This window comes from Pseudomonas pudica (assembly GCF_015680405.1).
GTDB lineage: Bacteria > Pseudomonadota > Gammaproteobacteria > Pseudomonadales > Pseudomonadaceae > Aquipseudomonas > Aquipseudomonas pudica.
Genome location: NZ_JADLJS010000009.1, coordinates 1 through 22,052, shown reverse-complemented (window position 1 = coordinate 22,052; position 22,052 = coordinate 1). Strand labels below are relative to the sequence as shown.

23 protein-coding genes are annotated in these 22,052 nt (G+C 63.7%); 9 read left to right on the top strand and 14 right to left on the bottom strand.

Annotated elements, in window-relative coordinates:
* Positions 1-23 precede the first annotated feature (23 nt).
* The gene (locus IRZ77_RS09315; protein WP_196173448.1) at positions 24-794 is read right to left on the bottom strand and encodes an SDR family NAD(P)-dependent oxidoreductase; all 771 of its coding nucleotides are present in this window, start codon (positions 792-794) and stop codon (positions 24-26) included.
* Positions 795-952: 158 nt separating this feature from the next.
* On the opposite strand from IRZ77_RS09315, the gene IRZ77_RS09310 reads away from it, so the two are divergent.
* The 3 genes from IRZ77_RS09310 to IRZ77_RS27085 are packed head-to-tail and all read left to right on the top strand — an operon-like array spanning position 953 to position 3,224.
* Positions 953-1,474: a chalcone isomerase family protein gene (locus IRZ77_RS09310; RefSeq protein WP_085598999.1), complete on the top strand. Its 522-nt coding sequence runs from the start codon at positions 953-955 to the stop codon at positions 1,472-1,474.
* A 44-nt stretch (positions 1,475-1,518) separates the two neighbouring features.
* Positions 1,519-3,045 carry a cryptochrome/photolyase family protein gene (locus IRZ77_RS09305; protein ID WP_196173365.1) on the top strand — a complete coding sequence of 509 codons (1,527 nt, stop codon included), beginning with the start codon at positions 1,519-1,521 and terminating at the stop codon, positions 3,043-3,045.
* Entirely contained in the window at positions 3,042-3,224 is a 183-nt protein-coding gene (locus tag IRZ77_RS27085; protein ID WP_075045543.1) for a DUF2256 domain-containing protein, read from the top strand. Before IRZ77_RS09305 ends, IRZ77_RS27085 begins: the two co-directional genes overlap by 4 nt.
* On the opposite strand, the gene IRZ77_RS09295 is transcribed toward IRZ77_RS27085, so the two are convergent.
* From IRZ77_RS09295 to IRZ77_RS09265, 7 genes are all read right to left on the bottom strand, one after another.
* Entirely contained in the window at positions 3,162-3,650 is a 489-nt protein-coding gene (locus IRZ77_RS09295; RefSeq protein ID WP_046613904.1) for a DUF2878 domain-containing protein, read from the bottom strand. The genes IRZ77_RS27085 and IRZ77_RS09295 overlap by 63 nt on opposite strands.
* Positions 3,650-4,912: an SAM-dependent methyltransferase gene (locus IRZ77_RS09290; RefSeq protein ID WP_046613903.1), complete on the bottom strand. Its 1,263-nt coding sequence runs from the start codon at positions 4,910-4,912 to the stop codon at positions 3,650-3,652. Before IRZ77_RS09290 ends, IRZ77_RS09295 begins: the two co-directional genes overlap by 1 nt.
* Positions 4,887-5,696 carry a DUF1365 domain-containing protein gene (locus IRZ77_RS09285; protein WP_196173362.1) on the bottom strand — a complete coding sequence of 270 codons (810 nt, stop codon included), beginning with the start codon at positions 5,694-5,696 and terminating at the stop codon, positions 4,887-4,889. Before IRZ77_RS09285 ends, IRZ77_RS09290 begins: the two co-directional genes overlap by 26 nt.
* Positions 5,693-6,940 (bottom strand): NAD(P)/FAD-dependent oxidoreductase, encoded by a 1,248-nt coding sequence (locus IRZ77_RS09280; protein WP_196173360.1) that lies wholly within the window; start codon positions 6,938-6,940, stop codon positions 5,693-5,695. Before IRZ77_RS09280 ends, IRZ77_RS09285 begins: the two co-directional genes overlap by 4 nt.
* A gap of 6 nt (positions 6,941-6,946) precedes the next feature.
* Positions 6,947-7,699, bottom strand: a complete 753-nt coding sequence (locus IRZ77_RS09275; protein ID WP_046613900.1) for an SDR family NAD(P)-dependent oxidoreductase — start codon at positions 7,697-7,699, stop codon at positions 6,947-6,949.
* A complete protein-coding gene (locus IRZ77_RS09270; protein ID WP_046613899.1) occupies positions 7,696-8,118 on the bottom strand; it encodes a nuclear transport factor 2 family protein in 423 nt (140 codons plus the stop codon). Before IRZ77_RS09270 ends, IRZ77_RS09275 begins: the two co-directional genes overlap by 4 nt.
* Before the next feature lie 102 nt (positions 8,119-8,220).
* A complete protein-coding gene (locus IRZ77_RS09265; RefSeq protein ID WP_046613898.1) occupies positions 8,221-8,667 on the bottom strand; it encodes a PAS domain S-box protein in 447 nt (148 codons plus the stop codon).
* Positions 8,668-8,820: 153 nt separating this feature from the next.
* Between IRZ77_RS09265 and IRZ77_RS09260 the strand changes: the two genes are divergently transcribed.
* The 4 genes from IRZ77_RS09260 to IRZ77_RS09245 all read left to right on the top strand — a co-directional run bounded on the left by IRZ77_RS09260 (position 8,821) and on the right by IRZ77_RS09245 (position 14,415).
* On the top strand, positions 8,821-9,708 hold the full coding sequence (locus IRZ77_RS09260; protein ID WP_046613897.1) for a MerR family transcriptional regulator: 888 nt from the start codon (positions 8,821-8,823) through the stop codon (positions 9,706-9,708).
* A 217-nt stretch (positions 9,709-9,925) separates the two neighbouring features.
* Positions 9,926-11,110 carry a porin gene (locus tag IRZ77_RS09255; protein WP_046613896.1) on the top strand — a complete coding sequence of 395 codons (1,185 nt, stop codon included), beginning with the start codon at positions 9,926-9,928 and terminating at the stop codon, positions 11,108-11,110.
* A 274-nt stretch (positions 11,111-11,384) separates the two neighbouring features.
* Positions 11,385-12,548 carry a nitric oxide-sensing protein NosP gene (nosP, locus tag IRZ77_RS09250; protein ID WP_046613895.1) on the top strand — a complete coding sequence of 388 codons (1,164 nt, stop codon included), beginning with the start codon at positions 11,385-11,387 and terminating at the stop codon, positions 12,546-12,548.
* Positions 12,517-14,415 carry a PAS domain-containing hybrid sensor histidine kinase/response regulator gene (locus IRZ77_RS09245; protein WP_135002051.1) on the top strand — a complete coding sequence of 633 codons (1,899 nt, stop codon included), beginning with the start codon at positions 12,517-12,519 and terminating at the stop codon, positions 14,413-14,415. The genes nosP and IRZ77_RS09245 overlap by 32 nt, the downstream gene beginning before the upstream one ends.
* Before the next feature lie 106 nt (positions 14,416-14,521).
* On the opposite strand, the gene IRZ77_RS09240 is transcribed toward IRZ77_RS09245, so the two are convergent.
* The 6 genes from IRZ77_RS09240 to IRZ77_RS09215 all read right to left on the bottom strand — a co-directional run bounded on the left by IRZ77_RS09240 (position 14,522) and on the right by IRZ77_RS09215 (position 19,848).
* Positions 14,522-15,187, bottom strand: coding sequence for a response regulator (locus IRZ77_RS09240; protein ID WP_196173358.1), 666 nt, complete (start codon positions 15,185-15,187; stop codon positions 14,522-14,524).
* Positions 15,188-15,244: 57 nt separating this feature from the next.
* The gene (locus IRZ77_RS09235) at positions 15,245-15,805 is read right to left on the bottom strand and encodes a PQQ-dependent catabolism-associated CXXCW motif protein (protein WP_196173356.1); all 561 of its coding nucleotides are present in this window, start codon (positions 15,803-15,805) and stop codon (positions 15,245-15,247) included.
* 304 nt (positions 15,806-16,109) lie between these two features.
* The gene (locus IRZ77_RS09230) at positions 16,110-16,901 is read right to left on the bottom strand and encodes an ABC transporter permease (RefSeq protein WP_013972167.1); all 792 of its coding nucleotides are present in this window, start codon (positions 16,899-16,901) and stop codon (positions 16,110-16,112) included.
* Complete coding sequence (locus tag IRZ77_RS09225; RefSeq protein WP_046613891.1) at positions 16,898-17,638, bottom strand: ABC transporter ATP-binding protein; 741 nt, start codon at positions 17,636-17,638, stop codon at positions 16,898-16,900. The genes IRZ77_RS09230 and IRZ77_RS09225 overlap by 4 nt, the downstream gene beginning before the upstream one ends.
* Positions 17,635-18,624, bottom strand: coding sequence for a YVTN family beta-propeller repeat protein (locus tag IRZ77_RS09220; RefSeq protein ID WP_196173354.1), 990 nt, complete (start codon positions 18,622-18,624; stop codon positions 17,635-17,637). Before IRZ77_RS09220 ends, IRZ77_RS09225 begins: the two co-directional genes overlap by 4 nt.
* A 30-nt stretch (positions 18,625-18,654) precedes the next feature.
* A complete protein-coding gene (locus IRZ77_RS09215) occupies positions 18,655-19,848 on the bottom strand; it encodes an ABC transporter substrate-binding protein (RefSeq protein ID WP_108480988.1) in 1,194 nt (397 codons plus the stop codon).
* 151 nt (positions 19,849-19,999) lie between these two features.
* Here IRZ77_RS09215 and IRZ77_RS09210 point away from each other — a divergent pair, with 151 nt between their 5' ends.
* On the top strand, positions 20,000-21,274 hold the full coding sequence (locus IRZ77_RS09210; protein ID WP_046613888.1) for a HAMP domain-containing sensor histidine kinase: 1,275 nt from the start codon (positions 20,000-20,002) through the stop codon (positions 21,272-21,274).
* Positions 21,274-21,912, top strand: coding sequence for a response regulator (locus tag IRZ77_RS09205; protein ID WP_196173353.1), 639 nt, complete (start codon positions 21,274-21,276; stop codon positions 21,910-21,912). Before IRZ77_RS09210 ends, IRZ77_RS09205 begins: the two co-directional genes overlap by 1 nt.
* Positions 21,913-22,052 lie beyond the last annotated feature (140 nt).

Sequence of the window (22,052 nt, the reverse complement as noted above, 5' to 3'; positions counted from 1 at the left end):
GCCAAGCCATGCTGGCTCTGGCGTCACCAGGCAATCGGTGTGCCGTCCCACGCCCAGAATGTACCGCTCTGGTCGGGACCGTGTCGGCTCACCAGCGCCAGGATGCATGTCGCTGCAAATGCCGGTGAGAACAGTTTTCCCGGCGGTACATTGCCCTGAAAGGGCTGGGAAAGGCGGGTGTCGGTGGTCCCGGGATGCAGCAATAGTACCGTGGAAGCAGGGTTCAGTCGCTTGAGTTCGATGCTCGCAGTGTGCAGAAGCTGGTTGAGCGCGGCCTTGCTGGCGCGATAGCTGTACCACCCGCCAAGATGGTTGTCGCTGATCGACCCGACCCGCGCCGAAAGTGCCACATAGGTCATCGGTTGCTGTCGCAACAAGGGCAGCAAGTGCCTGAGCAGCAGGACAGGGGCGAAACAGTTGGTCGTGAAGCTGGCCAGCAGCCCAGCCATGTCCACCTGTGTCAGCGCTTTTTCGGCCCGTGCGGGTGCCTCTTGCAGCACGCCAAGCGTGCACAGTACAAGGTTCAGCTGGTCGCAGCAGGCGCTCACCCGCGCCGCCAGTGTTTGTAGTTCCGCTTCGGAACAGGCGTCGCAATCGATGCGAACCAACTGTCGCGGGTGCTCGGCGAACAAGGCTTCCAGCGCGGGGCTGCTGGTGGCATGTCGCGAGACGGCAAACACCCGCCCGATGTCGGCGCGCCCCAGCAACTGCGTGCACAGTGCAAGGCCAATCCCCTGGCTGGCTCCGCAGACCAGTACGTTGGCGGGAGAGTGAAGGTCATTGACAAGGCTCACTGAACTGCCTCCTTTTCCTGGCACCACCGTATGTCCGCCTGTTCACCACTTGCGCCGACATGTCGCTACGGGGTCGGCACGTAAAATTGTACAATACGGGTAAAAGCTGTACATAATTGCCAATATTGTACAGGTATTTTGGAGTGCTCGAGGTCACCATGGGGCGCACTGCTCGTTGGACCTGGCTTTGCCTGCTACTGACAGGCCTGTCCGAGGCGGCGGACTGGCGAGCGGAGCTCCCGGCGGCGCAACGGCTGGGCTCCGGTGAGTTCACCTGGTTTGGCCTGCGTCTTTACACCGCACAGCTATGGGCAGCAGGGCCGGTTCAGGACTGGAACCGGCCTTTTGCCCTTGAACTCGCCTATCACCGAAGGCTGTCCAGAGACATGCTGGTGAAGGCCAGCCTCGAGGAAATGTACCGCCTGGATCCTGTTGGCCTGACGCCGCAGCGACGCGCGGCGTGGTCCCAGGCCATGCAGCAGGCGTTCGTGGATGTACGCCCTGGGATGCGCATCACCGGCTTGTACATGCCGGGGCAGGGCTGCCGTTTCTACGTCGATGGCAAACTCAGCCGGGTGATCGCCGACGCGGACTTTGCCCGGGCGTTCTTCGCCATCTGGCTCGATCCACGGGCCAGGGATCAACAACTGCGTCAGCGTCTGCTGGAGGGTGTGCCATGAATCTGTATAGCGGTAACGTTTACCAGCCTGGGGTAACCTGAACGATGCGCCTGGGCCTGGTACTGGGTGACCAGCTTTCGTTCGACCTGGCAAGCCTGAAAGCCCTCGATCCTGCCCGCGATGCTGTGCTGATGGCAGAAGTGGAAGGGGAAGCCAGGTATGTGCCGCATCATCCATTGAAGATCGTCCTGATCTTCAGCGCCATGCGGCACTTCGCCCAGGCGCTGCGTGAGCGCGGTTGGCAAGTGCATTATGTGCAACTCGACGATGACGGCAACAGCTGTAGCATCGTTGGCGAGTTGCGGCGCTGGCAGCAAGCCCTGGGAGCCACGCACATTCACCTGACCGAATGCGGTGAGTGGCGCCTGGAGCAGGCGTTGCGCGATGCCGCACTGCCGCTTGTGTGGCATCGCGACACGCGATTTTTCTGTTCTCGCGAAGCCTTCGCGCGCTGGGCGCGGGAGCGCGGCCAACTGCGCATGGAGCACTTCTACCGTGGCATGCGCAAGCGTACCGGCCTGCTGCTGGAGCCTGATGGTAGCCCGGCAGGTGGAACCTGGAATCTCGATGGCGACAATCGCAAGGCCTTGCCCCGACAGCTGCGTGGCCCCTTCGCCGCGCATTTCGAGCAGGACCAGATCACGGCCGCGGTAATAGCCCTGGTACGCCAACGCTTCAGCGACCACTACGGACCCATCGACGGTTTCGACTACCCCGTGACCCATGCCGAGGCGCTGCAGCTCTGGCAACACTTTCTGGAGTTCGGCCTGGCGGCGTTCGGTGACTACCAGGACGCAATGGCCGAGGGCGAGCCGTACCTGTTCCATGCGCGCATCAGTGCGGCGCTGAACATCGGGCTTCTGGACGTACGTTGCCTGTGCGACGAGGTCGACAAGGCCTGGCGCGAGGGGCGAGTACCGCTCAATGCAGCAGAGGGCTTCATTCGCCAGTTGATCGGCTGGCGCGAATATGTGCGCGGCATCTACTGGCTGCGCATGCCGGAGTATGCGGCGCTCAACTACCTGGGCAACGAGCGAGCGTTGCCGGAATTCTACTGGACCGGGCGAACCCGCATGCGCTGCATGCAGCAGGCCATCGGCCAGACCCTTCGCCTGGGCTACGCTCACCATATCCAGCGGCTCATGGTCACCGGCAACTTCGCCTTGCTGGCCGGTATCGCCCCAGCCGCGATTTGTGAGTGGTACCTGGCGGTCTACATGGATGCCTTCGACTGGGTCGAGCTGCCCAACACGCTTGGTATGGTGATGTACGCCGACGGCGGCTACCTGGGGTCCAAGCCTTACTGCGCCAGTGGTCGTTATATCCAGCGCATGTCCGACCATTGCAAGGCGTGCAGTTACAGGGTTGACCACGTGACCGAGGAGGATGGCTGCCCGTTCAATGCCTTGTATTGGCATTTTCTGATTCGCCATCGCTCCGAACTTTCGGCTAACCCACGTCTGGCGCTGGTCTATCGAAGCCTGGATGGCATGGCGGCTGACCGTCGCGATGCCGTGTGGCAGCGTGGCCAGTCACTGCTGGCACAACTCGATGCGGCGCAGCCGATATGAAAAAGGGTCTTTTGCCCAGCAAGATCTGCGTGGTGTGTGGGCGGCCGTTCAACTGGCGCAAGCGCTGGGCGCGTTGCTGGGCGCAGGTGCGCTACTGCTCCGAACGATGCCGCAAGTCAGCACCGCACCGCGAGGCGCGCGAGCAGGGGCAGGGTAGCGGCCCATATCGGCACCAGTAACAGTCCGGTTTCCAGCGTGCCCATGGGCAAGTCGACATTTGCCAACCTCGCACCGCTCAGATAGGCCAGAGGGCCGCCAACTGCACCCACCAGCGCACCGAGCCGCCAGTGCCTGTCGGCCCATGCCAGGCTGTGGCGCATGCCGCTGGCCAGCACCAGCCACAGCAGCGCAAGCCACAGCGGCAGTGGCCAGGTGTCGAAACCGAACACGCCCAGCGCGCCCAGCACGCTGTCCAGCACACATCCCACCGGCGTTACGCGCAACAGCGCCTTGACCTCTGCGTGGACGTCCGGACACAGGCTCAGGTGCACGGCCAGGCCAGGAATCACAAGCAATGACAGGAAGGGTTTTTCGGCCCCCAATACGCACAGCCACCAGCCAGCCTGTAGCCACAAGGCATTGGCGAGCAGCCAGCGACGGCTCATCAGGCACTGCCAGGCAAGGGCGCGCGCCGTGCCTGGGGCGCTGCCCAGAGCAGATGCGCGACACCGATGGCGCGCTCCTCGAAACCGCCTTGGCAGTAACACAGGTAGAATTCCCACAGGCGCTGAAACATGTCGTCATAGCCCAGGTCCGTCAACGCAGCGCGTGCCTGGCGCAGGTTTTCTCGCCAGTGCCGCAGGGTGCGGGCATAGTCCTGACCGAAGTCTTCCATGTGCAAGAGGTTGAGTGCGGTGTGCCGGCTGGCAGTATCCAGCAACACGCTCAACGAAGGCAGTGCGCCACCGGGGAAGATGTAGCGCTGGATGAAATCGACCGACCGCCGCGCCTGTGCATAGCGCTGATCGCGGATGGTGATCGCCTGCAACAGCATCAGCCCGTCGGGCTTGAGTAGCGAGGCACACTGGCGGAAATACACCGGCAGGTAACGATGGCCCACGGCTTCGATCATTTCGATGGAGACCAGTTTGTCGAAGGTGCCTTGAAGGTCGCGGTAGTCTTCGCGAAGCACTTTCACGCGCTGCTCCAGCCCCAGCGCCTGAACGCGCTGCAGGGTGTGGCTGTATTGCGCCTCGGAGAGCGTCGTCGTGGTCACCTTGCAGCCATATCGGGTGGCGGCGTGGATCGCCAGGCTGCCCCACCCGCAGCCGATTTCCAGCAGGTGGTCGTCAGGGCACAGTTCCAGCTTCTGGCAGATGCGCTCCAGCTTGTGCAACTGAGCTTGTTCCAGCGTTTGTTCAGGGTGTTCGAACTGGGCTGCCGAATACATCATGGTGGGGTCCAGCAGCCGCTCGAACAGAGCATTGCCCAGATCGTAGTGCGCCAGGATATTGCGGCGGGCACCGCGCCGGCTGTTGCGGTTGAGTTTGTGCTGCAACCGCAGGGCAGGGCGGCCGAAGCGGGCCAGGCCACCCTCGAGGGTGTCAAGTACCTCAAGGTTTGCGACAAACAGGCGAGTCACCAGCGCCAGGTCGGGACTTCGCCAATAGCCGTGGATGTAGGCTTCGCCAGCACCGATCGAGCCATTGCCGGCTATCAGGCTCCAGGTGATGTCATCAAGGATTTCCACCTCGGCCTGCAGCGGGCTGTCGGCGTCACCGAAACTCCATTGCTGCCCGTGGCTGAGCAGGCGCAAATGGCCATGGCGCAGACTGCCCAGGCGGGCGAGCACGGCATTTCGTGCCAGGCCACCGAACAACGGCCCGAGGCCGGCGAACTTGCTAACGCTCAGGGTGGGGTTCGACATCATCAGGGGCCTCGCAGGAATGGCCGAGCGCCAGGTCACTCTGGCTGGGCGTGTGGTCATGGATGGGCGTGCGTTTGAACAACAGGCGCAGTGCCTGCCAGTAGATGGCCGCGACCGTGCGCAGGCTCATCCAGGGGAAGGCCAGTACGTATCGGTGCACGGCGGCTTTATCCAGCGGCTGGCGCTGCAGGGCCAGGTCGGCCTCGAAGACCTTGCGATCGGCTTGCCAGTTCTCCATGTGGATGCGCACACGCTCTGGGTCCAGGGCAAAGTGCAAGCGATAGTCCATGTGCAGTGGCATGAAAGGCGACACATGAAAGGCCTTGGTGACAGTGAAAGGCCTGGCAAGGTTTTCGCTGACCGGCAGCACGTAATGGAAGCGTTCGCGCCATGGCGTGTTTCGCACCTCCAGCAGGATTGCCGTCAGTCGTCCGTCGCGGTCATGGCAGAAATAGAAACTGACCGGGTTGAACGACAGCCCCCAGCAACGCAATTGCGTGAGCAGGTGCACCGGCCCCTCAGGCATCTCTCCCGTCGCGTTGTGCACCAGCGAACGTGCAGCCTGGGCCAGCGTCTCGCCGCGGCGGGTCCGAGCTGGCAGGTAATCTGCCGGGTGCCAGCTGAGCGGCGCCAGACGCCAGCGCCACAGCCAACGTGACAGGCCTGTCAGCCAGGCTTGCTCGTCCAGGTCCAGGTAGAACATGCCGATCCTGTAGCGGAAGGCGTGGGGGCGCGGCGCCAGGCGCCGGTGGCTGACCCAACCCACGCAAAGGCTGCTGTTCACAGGTGCTCTCCGAAAAGCGCGGCCACCTTCAACGCACTGACCACGCCATCCTCGTGAAAACCGTTGCCCCAGTAGGCGCCGCAGAAGTAACTGTGGCGATAGCCCTGCAGCTGTTCCTGGCGCGCCTGCGCGGCGCACGCCGCAAGGCTGTACTGCGGATGGTCGTACTGGAAGCGGGCAATGATCTGCGCCGGATCCACCAGCGCGGTCTGGTTGAGGCTCACGCAGAACGTCGTCGGTGCCTGGATGCCTTGCAGAATGTTCATGTTGTAAGTCAGCGCGGCAGGCGCCTGCTGTGGCCCGCCGAGCCGGTAGTTCCAGCTGGCCCAGGCGCGTTTGCGGCGGGGTAGCAGACGGGTATCGGTGTGCAGCACCACATCGTTGCTGGCATAGCCGATGGCGCCGAGCACTTCCCGCTCCTGCACGCTCGGCGCTTCCAGCAGCGCCAGGGCCTGGTCGCTGTGGCAGGCAAACACCACATTGTCGTAACGTTCGGTACCGGCAGCGCTCATCAAGGTGACGCCACCTTCGTCGCGGCTGACCCGGTAAACCTTGCAGCCGAGGCGGATGCGCCCGGCAAACGGTCGGCACAGCGGACCGACATAGCTGCGCGAGCCCCCTTCGATCACGCGCCACTGTGGGCGTTGGTTGACCGACAACAAGCCGTGGTTGCGACAGAACCGCACAAAGAACGCAAGCGGGAAGCCGAGCATGTCCGCGCGGGACATCGACCATATCGCCGAGCCCATCGGTACGATGTAATGATCGATGAAGCGCTGCCCATACCGCTGCATTTGGAGGTAGGCGCCCAGGGTAGCGTTGGCATCGATACGCTGGTTATCCAGGTCGGCGAGCGCCTGACGGTTGAAACGCAGAATGTCCCTTAGCATCCCCCAGAACCCCGGGGACACCAGGTTGCGGCGTTGGACAAACAGGGTGTTCAGGTCGTGCCCGTTGTATTCCAGGCCGGTGGCCGGATCATGCACGGAGAAACTCATTTCGGTCGGCTGCGAGGCGACTTTCAGGTGATCGAGCAAGCGGATGAAGTGCGGATAGGTCCAGTCATTGAATACGATGAAGCCGGTATCTATTGCATGGCGTTCACCCTGCCAGATCACATCGAGGGTATGCGTGTGGCCCCCGATCCATTGCTCGGCTTCGAAAACCGTAACCTCATGCCTGCGTGACAGCAGATGAGCGCAGGATAGCCCTGCGATGCCGCTGCCGATGATTGCTATACGCATGGATCATCATTCCTGTTCATGACGGGCAAGGTGTTGCCCTAGCGCCAGGCGCAGGCGTGCGGGCAGTGCGCCGAGCAGTCGCAATACCAGGGTGAAAAGCAGGGGGAAGTTGATTTCCAGCGGGCGCTCGGGAAGGCGTCTGGCGATATGGCTGGCTGCGCGCTGTGCCGACCATAGCTGGGGCATGGGGAAATCGTTGCGACGGGTCAATGGCGTATCTACAAAGCCAGGGCTGACGAGGGTGACGGCGATGCCTTCGCGGGCCAGGTCGATGCGCTGCGATTCCACCAGATAGCGCACGGCTGCCTTGGACGCGCCATAGGCACCGGCGCGGGGCAGGGCCAGCCAGGTTACCGAACTGCCCATCACTACCAGGTGAGGGTGCTGACCGGCGCGAAGCAAGGGCAGGGCCGCAGCCAGGCAGTAGCTGACGGCAAGGAAATTGGTACGCACCACGCGCTCGACAAGGGCTGGGTCGAAATGGCCCGGCTCCAGGTACTCGCAGGTGCCGGCATTGAGGATCACCCGGTCCAGCGCTCCCCAGGCCTGCTCGATACGGGTTGCGATCCCGGATACCTGTACAGGGTCGTCGAGGTCGCCAATGGCCAGCAGCACCTGCCCGGGAAAGTGTTCAGCCAACGGCGCGAGACGATCCGCATTGCGTCCGCCCAAGGCAACCTGGTGGCCTTGCTCCAGCAGGCATCGTGCAAGTGCGGCACCGATACCGCTGCTTGCGCCAGTCAGCCAGCAACGGCTCATGCGACCCTGCCTTTGAGCCATCGAATCGCACTGCCCATGACCGGAACGTGTTCGTAGAGCAGGGCTGCTGCGTCGAAATAGTCCTGGTGGAAATGGACCCGTTCATGCCATTGCAGGTAGCTGCATCCCTGCAAGGTGATCTGCTCACCACCGGCCAGGCGTGGATGGCGGAACTGCAGGGTCCAGCGCAGGTAACCTTGCCCGGGCGTCACTTCGTCGATGCTGGAAAAGGCATAGCGGATATCGTGAGCGTTGGCGTACAACTGCGCGAAATAGGCCCGCAGAGCCGGCAGCCCCTGGATCTGATGCAACGGATCGCGAAAGGTGACATCGTCGCTGTACAGCTTTTCAAGGGTGCCGAGGTTGCCCCCGTCGAGGCGGGTGAAATGCTCGGCGAATTGCTGCAGATACGCTGACATGCTGGGCTCCAGGAAATCCTGTACAGAAATGGCTTGCTGTACAGGTATAGCTGAAGTCTAAGCGTAAATCTATACAAGTCAACGACCTTGTATAGGTTTTGTTCAGCGCTCCGCCTGGCCCAGTTGCCGGCGCAATTCAGCTACCTCGGCCTCCAGCTCGCGCAGCTTTTCCTCGGCGAAAACCTGCGCTGTAACGTCGCGCTGGATGCCGATGTAGTACGTCAATTGGTCCGCTTCGTTGTGCACGGGCGTGATGGACAACTCGTTCCAGAACAGGCTCCCGTCCTTGCGGTAATTGCGCAGCACCTGGCAGCACGGGAGGCCTCCACGGATTGCCTCGCGGATGCTGTCGAGGCCCGCCTGGTCATGATCTTCGCCCTGCAGAAAACGGCAGTCCTGATACAGGATTTCCTCGGCGCGATAGCCGGTCAGGCGCTCGAAGGCGGGGTTGACGTAGATAAGGATGCTGTCGTCGCCTTCTTGCTCTGCGACGACGATGCCATCGTTTGAATGCTCGACCATCAGTTGCAGGAGTTTCGCGTTGATCATGGGGCCCACCTACAGGCATTTGTATGCGAAGTGCGCAGCCTGGCCTGCGTGCAGAAGGCCTCGGCGCCGTTTGTTGCATGATGAACCAACGAGGCTCGCCGCAGAAGGTGCATATGGGTTTAGAATGTGCCACCCCCCAGATAAACCCTCATCATGACTGACGCCACCCCAGCCGATTTGTTACCCATGCGCGATGTGGTCAGCCTGACCGGCATCAATCCGGTGACGTTGCGGGCCTGGGAGCGGCGCCATGGGTTGATAAGCCCGCAGCGCACCGAGGGTGGCCATCGCCTGTACACGGCCCGGGATGTCCAGCGCATACGCGACATCTTGCACTGGACCTGCAATGGCGTGCCCATCAGCAAGGTAGGCGACATCCTCGCAGGTCAGCCAGATGCGCCGGTGCAGCAGCACTCGGGCTTCGACGACTGGCGCGTCGCCGTGGAGCGCGCCACCAAGGCATTCGATACACAAGCGCTGGAAGCCATCCACGGGCAGTTGTTCACCATCCTGCCCAAGGCCAGCGTGCTGCGCGAAGTGCTTATGCCGGTCTGGCATGGCCTGGCTTCAGGCATTGCGCCGGGCCAGCGTAGCCAATGGCTGTTTCTGGACATGTTCCTGCGCGCCCGCCTGCTGCTGCGTCTGCAGATGAACCAGGCCGATGCGCCGCGCGTGCTGCTGGCAGGCACCGAGGGGCAAGCCGAACTGCAGGTATTGTGTACCGGGCTGTTGTTGAGCGGCGAGCAGCAACGCATCGAAGTACTCGGGTGCGGGCAGCCGCTGGAAGAACTCCCCATGCTATGTGCGGCGATGCAGCCTGCGGCACTGGTGATCAAGGTTCAGGTGCCGGTGGACCCTGCCTTGGCCAGGCGCCTGCGTTCGCTGCAAATGCGGATCGCTTGTCCGCTGGCCTTGATTGGCGAGGGGCTGGCCGATTCGCCACCCGCCTGGCAAGGCCTGCCGTTGTGTCTGCTGGACGAGCAACGGGCTGATGCCTCAAGCACGCTAGGCGCGTTGCTCAGTGGTGCACTGGACCTTTGACCGGGGCCCGCTCCAGTCTGCCGTATTGATCCTCGCCTGCTCCTGTGGGTTACGCCAGAAGTCTTGCCTCTGGGTGTAACCCGGTCCTGGGCCGGAATCATCACGCCCCATGCGCTGGCCCAAAGCACCTGGCAGCCCATTCCAAGGCAGCGTTTCTGGCTGTTTGCCTGCTTCTGATAATCGCCTCCGACATCCCGTCCCCGTTTCGGAGCGCGCCATGTACAACAATAAGAAACTGTCCCCACGCTTGCTGGCGGCTGTTACCGTCAGCCTGTCGACCCTTTGCCTGAGCAGCTTAGCCAAGGCCGAGATCATGCTGTACGACAAGGACCAGACGACGTTTTCCACCGACGGCTATATCAACGCCTTCTACGTCAACAGCGATGTCGACCGGCAGGGCGAGCAGTTCGATCGCCGCCAGTCTCGGGTGAAAATGGGCTTTCTGCCCAACTACCTGGGCTTCAACATGGGCAAGCAGGTGGATGACCTGAAGCTCGGCGCGCGTGCCTCGTTCTGGGTGACCATCAACGACAGCGAAACCAACGGTACCGACACCGCCATCGATGTGCGCCAGTTCTACGGTACCGTGGCCAACCCCGAGTGGGGCGAGGTGCTGATCGGCAAGGACTTCGGGTTGTTCGCCCGTTCCAACATCCTGCTCGACGAACTGCTGGCCGGTTATGGCCAGGTCAGCGACACCCTGGGGCTGGTGGACGGCGGCGGGGTATCGTTCGGCAACATCGGTAGCGGCTACCCGTACCCGTTCCCCACATCGCAGATCACCTACCGCACGCCAGTGATGGACGGCCTGCGGGTGGCGGTGGGCATCATGGACCCGGTGGACACCAACGACAGCAGCCCGACCGGCAAGGCCTACCAGGAAAACCCGCGTACCGAGAGCGAGATCACCTACCAGTTCGACCTGGGTGGGGCGCAGATCTACAGCTGGGTCAACGGCAGCTACCAGACCTCCGACAACACCGACCCGGCGGTGCAGTCGGTCACCTCCAAAGGGGTCGGCTACGGTGTGCAGGCGAAGATGGGAGGGCTGTCGCTGACCGGCTCGGGGTTCCAGGCCAAGGGTATCAACCCGTTCTTCACCAACAATGCTGGCGAACCGACCTTGCGCAATGTCGACAGCGATGGCTACTTGCTGCAGGGCTCCTACAAGGTCGGCAAGAACCGGGTGGCGCTGTCCTATGGCAAGACCAAGGACGATGGCAACGGCGCGGTGGGCAGCGGTGCGGATTACGAGACTCGTGGCGTGGCGCTGTTCCATGACGTCAACGACAACCTCAAGCTGGTTGCCGAGTACAACCAGTTCTCCATCGATGGGCATGAAACCAGTGACCAGAACGAAGACACCGATACCTTTGCGGTGGGGGCGGTGCTCACCTGGTAGCCCTCGGCCTCGGCTCAAGATTGCTGGGGCTGCTGTGCAGCCCTTTCGCGACGCAAGGCCGCTCCCACAATGTCCGCGCAGGGTTCGTGAATTGGGCTTGCGCGGTCGATGTGGGAGCGGCCTTGCGTCGCGAAAGGGCCGCGCAGCGGCCCCGGCAATCTTCAGGAAAGGCTATTACAACCATGGAACTGCCCACCCGCTACCCAAGTAGCATTCGTCCTCGATGATCGCCTTCGTACACTCATCACTCAGCCACCCCGCGCCGGAGACCACGATGCAGCAGGCTCACAACGACGGTGTGGTCAGCGCCATGTCCCAGGCAACCGACGCCCGGCAGGCAGCCGAGGAGCTGGCGGCGCAGTTGCTGCACCCGCACCTTGGGTTCGTGCTGTTCTTCTGCTCCGCCGAATACGACCTGCAAGCCTTGGGCGAAGCCTTGGAGCAGGGTTTTGGCGGCATCCGCCTGGTCGGTTGCACCAGCGCCGGCGAAATCACCCCGCTGGGCTACGGCCGCAATTGCATAACGGCAGTCGGGTTCGATCATCGGCACTTTTCCATCGCCACCGAGCTGATCGATGAAATGGAGCGCTTCAGCCTGATCGACGCCCAGCAGATGGTCGAGCGCCTGGTCGGCACCTGCCGCAGCAATACCCTGGCGCCGATCAAGGGCCACAGCTTCGCCCTGACCTTGCTTGACGGCTTGTCCAGCCGCGAGGAGATGGTGCTCGCCGCCCTCAGTGCGGCCTTGGGCGACATCCCGCATTTCGGCGGTTCGGCTGGCGACGACAACTACCTGACCCGCACCCACGTGTATTTCGGTGGCGCGTTCCACCACGGCGCGGCCGTGGTGGTGCTGGTCAACACCTGGCTCGACTTCGAAGTGTTCACCACCCACCACATCCTGCCGCGCCAGGAAAAGCTGGTGGTTACCGGCGCCGACAGTGCCCAGCGCCGGGTATACGAACTGAATGCCGAGCCTGCTGCCGAGGAATACGCCCGGCACATCGGCGTACCGGTGGCCGAGCTCGATCATCAAGTGTTCGCCGCCCATCCGCTGGCCGTGCGTATCCATGACCAGTATTACGTGCGGGCAATCCAGCAAGTGCACCCGGACCTGAGCCTGAGTTTCTACTGCGCCGTGGAAAACGGCATCGTGCTCACCGCGATGACCCCAGGCCCGCTGTTGCCGAACCTGCACCAGTTGTTCGACGGCTTGCAGCAGCGCCTCGGCCAGCTGCTGCTGACCATCGGTTGCGATTGCTTCCTGCGGCGGCTGGAGCTGGAAGCCCGGCACGGCCTGGAACCGATTGGCGCGTTCCTGCGCGAGCAGCGGGTGATCGGCTTCAACACCTACGGAGAACAGTTCAATGGCATGCACATCAACCAGACCTTCACCGGGGTCGCCATTGCCCGCAACCGGCCTCCTGTCGGTCGCTGAACTGCAGGCCGAGGTCGCCCGGCTGCAGCACCAGAACCACAAGCTGCAGCGTATCAACGGCGCGCTGATCGAGCGTATCGAGTCTGGCGTAACGCGTGGCAACGACCCTTATGCCGCATTCCAGCATTCGGTGGTGCTGGCCGAGCAGGTGCGCGAACGCACAGAAGCGCTGAACCAGGCCATGGCCGAGCTCAAGGCCGTCAACCACCTGCTCAGCGAGGCCCGGCAGCGGGCCGAGACGGCACACCAGCACCAGATTCGCCTGATCACCGACCATGTGCCGGCGCTGATCGCCTACCTGAATGCCGACCTGGTCTACGAATTCACCAACAAGGTCTATGAAGAATGGTACTGCTGGCCTCGCGGCGTGATGCTGGGCCAGAGCCTGCGCGATGCCCACAGCGAACAGCATTACCAGCGCCTGGAGGCCTACGTGGCGCGGGCGCTGGCGGGGGAGAGCGTAACCTTCGAGTTTGCCGAAACCAACATCAACGGCCAGGAACGCTACATGCTGCGCTCCTACGTGCCGAACCGCCTGGCCAATGGCGAAGTGGTGGGCATCTTCGTGTTGATCCGCGACATCACCGAGCGGCGCAATACCGCGCAGGCGCTGCACCAGGCGTATCAGCACCTTGAGCAACGGGTACGCGAGCGCACTGCCGAGCTGACCAGCCTCAACGAGCAGCTGCTGCGCGAAATCGAGGAGCGCAGCCGGGTGGAATCGCGCCTGCGCGAGGCCAAGCGCGAGGCCGAACAGGCCAACCTGTCGAAAACCAAGTTCCTGGCCGCCGTCAGCCATGACCTGCTGCAGCCACTGAACGCGGCGCGGCTGTTCACCAGTGCCTTGCTCGAACACCGCGAGCCGCACAACAGTGCTCACCTGGTGCGTAATGTCAGCAATTCGCTGGAGGATGTGGAGAACCTGCTAGGTACACTGGTGGATATTTCCAAGCTCGATGCCGGCGTGATCAAGGCCGATGTCGCCCCGTTCGCCCTGCGCGAACTGATGGAAAACCTCGCTGCCGAATACGCCCAGGTGGCACGCAGCGAAGGGCTTGAGCTGCATTTCGTGGGCTGTTCCGCCGTGGTGCGCAGTGATATCCAGCTGCTGGCGCGGATCCTGCGCAACCTGCTCAGCAATGCCATCCGCTACACCCGCAGTGGCCGTGTGGTGCTGGGCTGCCGGCGCCTGCGTGGCGGCTTGCGGATCGAGGTATGGGACAGCGGGATCGGCATTGCCGAGGAGCACCTGGAAGAAATGTTCCAGGAGTTCAGGCGCGGTGATGTGCAGCGCCCGGACCAGGACCGCGGCTTGGGCCTGGGCCTGGCGATCGTGGAAAAGATCGCCGGCATCCTCGGCCACCGGATTCGGGTGCGTTCATGGCTTGGCAAAGGCTCGGTATTCGCGGTCGAAGTGCCGCTGAGCGCCACCGCGCCGAAGGCCCAGCCCAGCCTGGCGATCAGCGAGCCGATGCTCGAGCGCCTGCGCGGGGCGCGGGTGTGGGTGCTGGATAACGACGCGGCTATTTGCGCCGGCATGCGCACCCTGCTGGAGGGTTGGGGCTGCCGGGTGGTCACCGCGCTGTCAGAGGAGGACCTGGCGCGCCAGGTGGACAACTACCATGCCGAGGCCGACCTGCTGATCGCCGACTACCATCTGGACAACGACTGCAATGGCGTCGACGCCGTGGCGCGGATAAATGCCCGCCGCGCCCAGCCGCTACCGGCGATGATGATCACCGCCAACTACAGCAACGAGCTCAAGCAACAGATCCGCGAGCTGGGCCACACCCTGATGCACAAGCCGGTGCGGCCGATGAAGCTGAAGGCGGCGATGAGCCATTTGCTGGGCAGCAGCGTGGCATAGCCGCCGGCCTCTTCGCGGGCTTGCCCGCTCCCACAGGATTCCCGCAGGTTTCAGTGTTGCGCAATACCTGTGGGAGCGGGCAAGCCCGCGAAGAGGCCGGAACAGGTCAACGCCGCAGGTAATCACCGAAATCGATATCACCGGCACTGAGGATGGCCTGCACCCGGTTGTGCACGTTGAGTTTGCGCAGGATCGCCGAAACGTGGGCCTTGACCGTGGTCTCGGCGATATCCAGGGTGTAGGCGATCTGTTTGTTCGACTCGCCCTTGGTCATGCGCTCGAGTACCAGCAGCTGCTTGCGGGTCAAGGCCTGGAGCATCTCCGGCGGGACGCTCGGGGCATCGTTCAGGCGCCGGCTGGTGCTGCTTTTCTGGGCTCGGATGATGTCGGGCGGCAGGTAGACGTTGCCGTTGAGGATCTGCTCGATCGCTTCGATCATCTGTGAGCGTGGCGAGGACTTGGTGATGAAGCCCACCGCACCATAAGTGATGGCCTGCAGCACGATCTGCTTTTCCTGCTCGGCCGAGACAATCACCACCGGTGTGGTCGGTGCCTCGTTGCGCAGGGTGATCAGGCCATTGAGGCCATGCATGCCGGGCATGTTCAGGTCGAGCAGGATCAGGTCGAGGTCGTCGTGCTCGTGGGTCAGCGCCAAGGCGCTGTCCAGGTCGGCGGTTTCCATGACTTCGCTGCCCTGGAAGCCATCGCTGATAACGTTGTGGATGGCTTCGCGAAACAGGGGGTGATCGTCGGCAATCAGAATTTTGTACATGGCCTTTTCACCTCGTTTTTATTGGATGGAGCGGGCACGCGTTTGCAGGCGATGAACTCAGGGGAAGGGTTCTGGCTGCGCTGGCTGCAGCGGCAGGTTGGCCTGCTGCCAGGCGTCCAGGCCATCGCGGTACCAATACAGGTTCTTATAGCCCAGGGCTTTCGCGCGTTTTACCGCGTTCCAGCTTAACCAGCAATCGGAGCGGCAGTAAAAGACCAGCGGTTGCTCCGGGCGCCCGGCGGTGGCTTGTTGCAGGTTGCGCACGAAGTAATCGTGCCACGCCGGGCTCAGCTCGCCATCGCCGGTGTTGGCCAGCCAGCGGCTGCCGGGAATGTTGGCGTGGGGCTCATCTTCGATGAAGCGGCCTTGCAGCCATTGGCGGCGATAGACGTCGATCAGTACCGGCCTTGGGGTGTGCCCCAGCAGGGCTTGCAGGGTGGCAGTGTCGATGACCTGGCCGCCCTCGACCTGTTGTGGGGTCGGGCTGCGGTAGAGGGTGGTGCGATAGCCGTCGGCGGAGAATAGCGGCGTGGTGTCGGCCTGGGCGATGCCCAGCGTCAGGCTCAGGGAAAGCGCCACCAGCAATGGGCGTGGCAGCCGGGGCAGGGCACGTGGCATGGGGCTTATCCTTTTTGTTATGGACCCATTACATGCCAGTGGCGGTGCATTGTGAATGCGACGATCAGACAGCAAAGGCAGTACCAAAGTAGTAGAAAGCCGTGCGCGCAAACCTGTGGGAGATTGCCCAACCCTTTGGGCTACGCTGTCGCACAGGGAACAATGTTCGAGAGCGTGTCACCTTCCCTTGTGGGAGCGGGCGTGCCCGCGAACACCGGCGAAGCCGGTGCCATACACCGCGTCGCCTGTTTCGCGGGCGCGCCCGCTCCCACAGGGTTCGCGCTAAGCGATGGATCGCTGCCGCTCAGCGCGGCTTGCGCAGCGCCGCATGCTGGGGGTTGAAGGTAAGGATCGCCAGCAGGGTGAACAGCACGGTCAGCCCCAGGCATACCGCCAGTGCCAGCGGGTTGAAGCGCTCATACAAGGCAAAGCGCACCAGCTCCACGGCATGGGTGAACGGGTTCACTGCACACAGCCAGTACAGCCACTGGCTGGCCTCGCGCATTTTCCACAACGGGTACAGCGCCGAGGACAGGAAGAACAGCGGGAATATCACGAAGTTCATCACCCCGGCAAAGTTCTCCAGCTGGCGGATCGCATTCGACAGCAACAGCCCCAGGGCGCTGAGCATCAGCGCCACCAGCAGCAACGCGGGCAGCGCCAGCAACAGGCCCGCAGCCGGTGGCTGCACGCCATACAACCAGGCGATGGCAAGGAAGGCGTACACCTGCAGCAGGGAAATCAACGAGGTTGCCAGCAGCTTGCTGCCGAGCAGGAAGGGCCGTGGCAACGGGCTGGTCAGCAATACGCGCATGCTGCCCATCTCCCGGTCATAAACCATCGACAGCGAGCCCTGCATGCCGTTGAACAGCAGGATCATGCAGGCAAGGCCCGGAATGATGTACACCTCGTAGGGAATGTAGGTGTCGTAGGGCTCGATGATCGCGATACCCAGGGCCGCGCGGAAACCGGCGGCGAACACCAGCAACCACAGTAACGGACGTACCAGGGCGCTGAGAAAACGGGTGCGCTGCAGGACGAAACGCAGGCATTCGCGCAGGAGAATGCCGTTGAAGCACTGCCAGTAAGCATTCATCGGGCATTGACTCCTGTGGGGGCGCTGGTCAGGTGGGCAAAGGCATGGTCGAGGTCACCGCCGTGCTGCAGGCTCAGGGCATCGGCCGTGCCACTGGCCACCAGGCGCCCCTGATGCAGAATCAGCAGGTCGTCGCTGGGCTGCACTTCGTCCAGCAAATGGGTGGTCCACAGCACACTGAGGCGCTGCTCGCGGCACAGCAGCCGCAGGTGCTGGTTGAGCGCCAGGCGGCTGGCCGGGTCAAGGCCGACACTGGCCTCGTCGAGCAACAGCAAGCGCGGTTCATGCAGCAGCGCGCGGGCAATCTCCACCCGGCGCCGATGGCCGATGTTCAGCGCCCGAACCGGCTCGCGCCGCCGTTCATCGAGGCCTTGGCGGGCCAGCTCGGCATCGACTCGAAGACTGCCCTGGCGCCGCGACAGGCCATGCAGCGAGGCGTGGTAACGCAGGTTCTGCTCCACGCTCAGGTCCAGGTCCAGGGTGCTTTGCTGGAACACCACACCCAGCTGGCGCAAGGCCGGGCGCGCCGCGTTGCGCAGCGAGCAGCCGCACACGCGGATGTCGCCCTGCTGCAGGTCGTACAGCCGGGTGAGCAGGGCGATCAAGGTCGACTTGCCGGCACCATTGGGGCCCAGCAAGGCGGCGAAGCGCCCGGGGGCCAGGCTGAAGCCGACCTGCCTGAGCGCCTCGCGCTGGCCGTAGGCAAAGCTCACGTCACTGACATCGAGGGTATTCATGGCGTCACCACCACGCCCCAGGGGTAGCGCCCGACCTTCACCGACTTGAGCACCTTGAGGTTTTTGGCATCGATCACCGAAACGTCACCGCTGACCCCGTTGGTGGCCAGCAACTGGCTCTGGTCCGGGGTGAACGCCAGCTGCCAGACCCGCCGGCCCACCAGCAGGTAGTCGAGTACTTCATAGGTCTTGGCATCGACTACCGCCACATGGTTGGCCGGGCCCAGGGCGACGAACGCGTACTTGCCGTCGTCGCTGAGCTTGATGCCCACTGGCTGGACTTTGTCCGGGTGCACGCCCTTGATCTGGAAGTTCAGGGTTTTCAGCACCTGGCGGCTGGCCACGTCGAGGATGGTCACCGTGCCGCCGATTTCCGCCGAGGCCCACAGCCGCGAGCCGTCCTGGCTGAACTCGACGAAGCGTGGTCGCTGGTCCACCGGGATACTGTCCGCCAGGGTCTGGGTGCTGGTATCGATCCAGTGCAGCATGTTGGTGGTTTCACTGGTATTGACCGCCCACTTGCCATCCGGGCTCACCGCCATGCCTTCGGGCTCGATGCCGACGTCGATCTGCCCGAGCACCTTGTCGGTCTGGGTGTCGATCACTGTCACCAGTGCGTCGTCTTCGTTGGACACGTACAACCAGCGGTCGTTGGGGTGCAGGGCGAACTGCTCCGGGTCCTTGCCGGAGGGCAGTTCCTTGATGATCTTGCGGGTGGCCACGTCCATCACCTGCACCCGGTCCGAATCGCTGGCGCAGATGTACAGCAGCCTGTTGTCGTGGGACAGCAGCAGGCCGCGCGGACGCTGGCCCACCGGCAGGGTCTCGGTGACTTGCAGGGTCTGCATGTCGATCAGGCTGAGGCTGTTGTCCTTCTCGTTCGACACCCAGGCGGTGGCGGCCACCGCATGCCCGCCGGCAAGCGCCAGGGCGCCCGACAGCAGGCTGGGGTAAAGCAGTGCCCGGTGAAACGGGGAGCGACGCATGGCGAAATCCTTTTTGTTGTGGTTATCGGGTCAGGGGTAGCCGCAGGTCACTTCGGGCTTGTCGTAGCCCAGGCTGTCCATTTCGTTGAACGGGTGCAGGAAGCCCTCCTGCGGCGAAGTGCTGACCAGGGCCCGCGGCTGCACCAGCGGGATCGGCTGGCGCAGCTCGCCGTTCCACGGGCGGTAGCTGAGCTTGCGGCCCTTGAAACCGTCCAGCGGCAACTGCTCGCTGAGCAGCAGTTGCTGCAGGGCGCGGGGCTCGGCCTGGCGCAGTTTGCTTGCTGCGCTGGCGATGCTGCGCACGGCCATCCAGGCGGCGAAGTCGCGGTCGTTCATCCAGCGCCCGGCCTGGGCTTCGAAGCGCTTTTGCAACTGCGCCGCGCCGAAGGTTTCCACGGTCCTGTGCCAGCCGGTAGGGGTCAGGCCCTGGGTGCCGGCCACCGGGCGCGGGTACCAGGTCTGGTAGGGCAGGTACTCGCCGAAGTCGCCGCGCTCGTCGGCCACCAGCACCACGTCGTACTCGGCGGTTTGGGTGAATAGCGGCATGTCGGCCTGGGCGCTGCGGCGCTGGTCGTTGTCGAATGTCCAGGCTTTCTCCGCGACCAGCTGCATGCCGAAGCGCTTCATGGCGCGGCGCAGGGCTGCCGCATAGGCGCGGTCGTCGTCGGTCTGGCCGACGACCAACAGCGCCCGCTGCCATTTGCGCAGCACCAGGAATTGCGCCAGGGCATCGGCCAGCATGGCGCGGCTTGGCAGGCTGTGCAGCACATTGCCCAGGCACTGGTTGCTGCGCAGGCTGTCGTCCGGGCTGCCGGCGTTGAACAGCAGGCTGTCGGGCAGGGCGGCAGACAGCGCGCGCAAGCTGGCGGCGGGGGCATTTACCACGAACAGCCGCAGGCCCTGGTCATGCTGGGCCTTGGCAGCTTGCAGCAGGGCTTCGGGGCTTTCGACGGTGGCATTGGCCAGGTGGAATTCCTGTTTGAGAAAACGCCCGCTGCTGTTGCTGTCGACAATCGCCAGTTCGGCGCCCTGCAGCCCGGCATCGGTGGGTTCGGGAATGATGTTGGACAGCAGCGGGCCGGGATCGGGGCGATAGCCGAGATAGCCGATGCGCACCTGCAACGGTTCCCCGCCTTGGGCCTGCGCGGCGGGAGCCGGGCTTGCAGCAAGCGTCGCGGCCAGGGCCAGCAGGCAGGTCATGGCAAGGTGGGCAGGCAGGCGCATAAGGCAACTCCACGGCAGATGGCGCCAGCATAGGAAGCCCGCCGGGAGCGGGAAATATGCAGAAAGTAGCGCTCGCCCGGTACCAAGGTAGTAATTCACCACATGGGCGCGGGTTTTACGATGGCCGCAGCAACCCCGAGGAGAACTGCCCATGCGCCTTGTCAACCTTTCGGCCCTGTGGCGGATCAACCTCTGGGTCACTTGTTGCTTCGCGATGTTGACGCTGGCCTGTGCCGGGGTGCTGTTGCACCAGGCGGTGGCTGATGTGGAGCGGGAGTTGCAGTCGGCGCAAGCCGTGGTGGCATACCTCGGCGACACTGCCGAGCGCGACCCGCAGAGCCTGCAACCACGGCTGACGCAAAGCCTGCGCCATGTGCGGGTGCACTGGCTGGCGGCGGATGAACCTGCGCGGCTGCCGCAAGAAACCGGCCTGGATGCCTGGCTGGGCCGCCAACTGCTTGGCCAGCGCCACGACAGCAGCCGGCTGCTGGAGCTGGGGGATGGCCGCCGGGTAATGATCACCGTGGATGCACGGGATGAGATAGACGAGGTGCGTGATTCCCTGCAGCAGTTGTTGATCCTGTGCGGTCTGGCGTTGCTGCTGAGCTTGTTGACCATCCGTTGGGCGGTGCGGCGGGGCATGGGCTTGCTGGACGATCTGCTGCAGGCCTTGCGCCAGGTCTCGGGTGGGCAATTGACCACACGCCTGCGCGAGGCCGGCCTGCCAGAGGCGCGCCAACTGGCGGAGCACTTCAACCGCATGACCGCGTCTCTGGAGCAGGCCCGCTGCGACAATACCCAACTTACCCAGGCCCTGCTGGCGGTGCAGGAGCAGGAGCGCACCCAGCTGGCGCAGACCCTGCACGACGACCTTGGACAATACCTGGCGGGTATTCGGGCCCAGCTCTGCCTGCTGCGCATGGTGGCCGACCAGCCAACCGCGGTGGCGCAGACGACCCGCACCCTGGAGCTCGATTGCGAACGCCTGCAGCAAGGTTTCCGCGCCCTGGTACACAACCTGTACCCGCTGGCGCTGCAGCACATGCCACTGGCCGAAGCCTTTGGCCTGCTGGTTAGCCAATGGCAGGCCAGCCAGGGTATCGATTGCCGCCTGAGGGTCGGCGAGCGGCTGCCGGCGTTGCCCGGGCCGAGCCGCACGCATCTGTATCGCTTGCTGCAGGAGGCATTGACCAACGTCGCCCGGCACGCTGGCGCCAGCCAGGTACGGGTGCGCCTGCAACGCAGCGCCAAGGGCTTGCGCCTGTTGGTTCGCGACAACGGTTGCGGTGCGAGCCAGCCTCAGCGCCCCGGTGTAGGCCTGCATTCGATGGCCGAGCGCGCCCGCAGCCTTGGCGGCGAACTGCGCATTCTCAGCCGCCCGGGTGCCGGCTGGGCGCTGGACCTGAACATTCCCATGGAGGTGTGATGAATATCGTGTTGGTCGATGACCACGCCGTGGTCCGCCAGGGCTATGCCAGCCTGTTGCGTGCGGTGCTGCCGACAGTACAGGTGCGTGAGGCTGCCAGTGGCGAAGAGGCGCTGGCCCGGGTTCAGGAGCAAGTGCCCAACCTGGTGATCATGGATTTCGGCCTGCCAGGTATCAGCGGCCTGGAAACCACCCGGCGCCTGCGTCAGCGCCTGCCGCAACTGCGGGTGCTGTTCTTCAGCATGCATGACGAACTGCCGTTGGTACGCCAGGCGCTGGATGCCGGGGCTTCGGGATACCTGACCAAGAACTCGGCGCCCGAAGTGCTGATCGAGGCGGTGCAACGGGTGTTGGCCGGGCATGCCTATATCGAACAGCCCCTGGCCACCCAGCTGGCCTGCACCTCACAGTACAATGCCAGCGACCCGCGCCTGCAGCGCATGACCCAGCGTGAGCTGGAGATTTTCGTGATGTTGGCCAAGGGCACACCGGTGCGGGGGATTGCCGAGCAGCTGTGCATCAGCGCCAAGACCGTGTCCAACCACCTGACTTTGCTCAAGAGCAAGTTGCAGGTCAGCTCCCATGCCGAGCTGGTGCATCTGGGGATTGATCTGGGGGTGGTGCGGGTGGCGGGGTGAGGCATTCTGCTATCTGGACTTTGCGCAGAGCCTTGTAGGAGCGGCCTTGTGTCGCGATGGGCCGCAAAGCGGCCCCCAGGGGCTTCAGCGTCAACGCAGCAATCGTCGGGGCTGCTTTGCAGCCCATCGCGACACAAGGC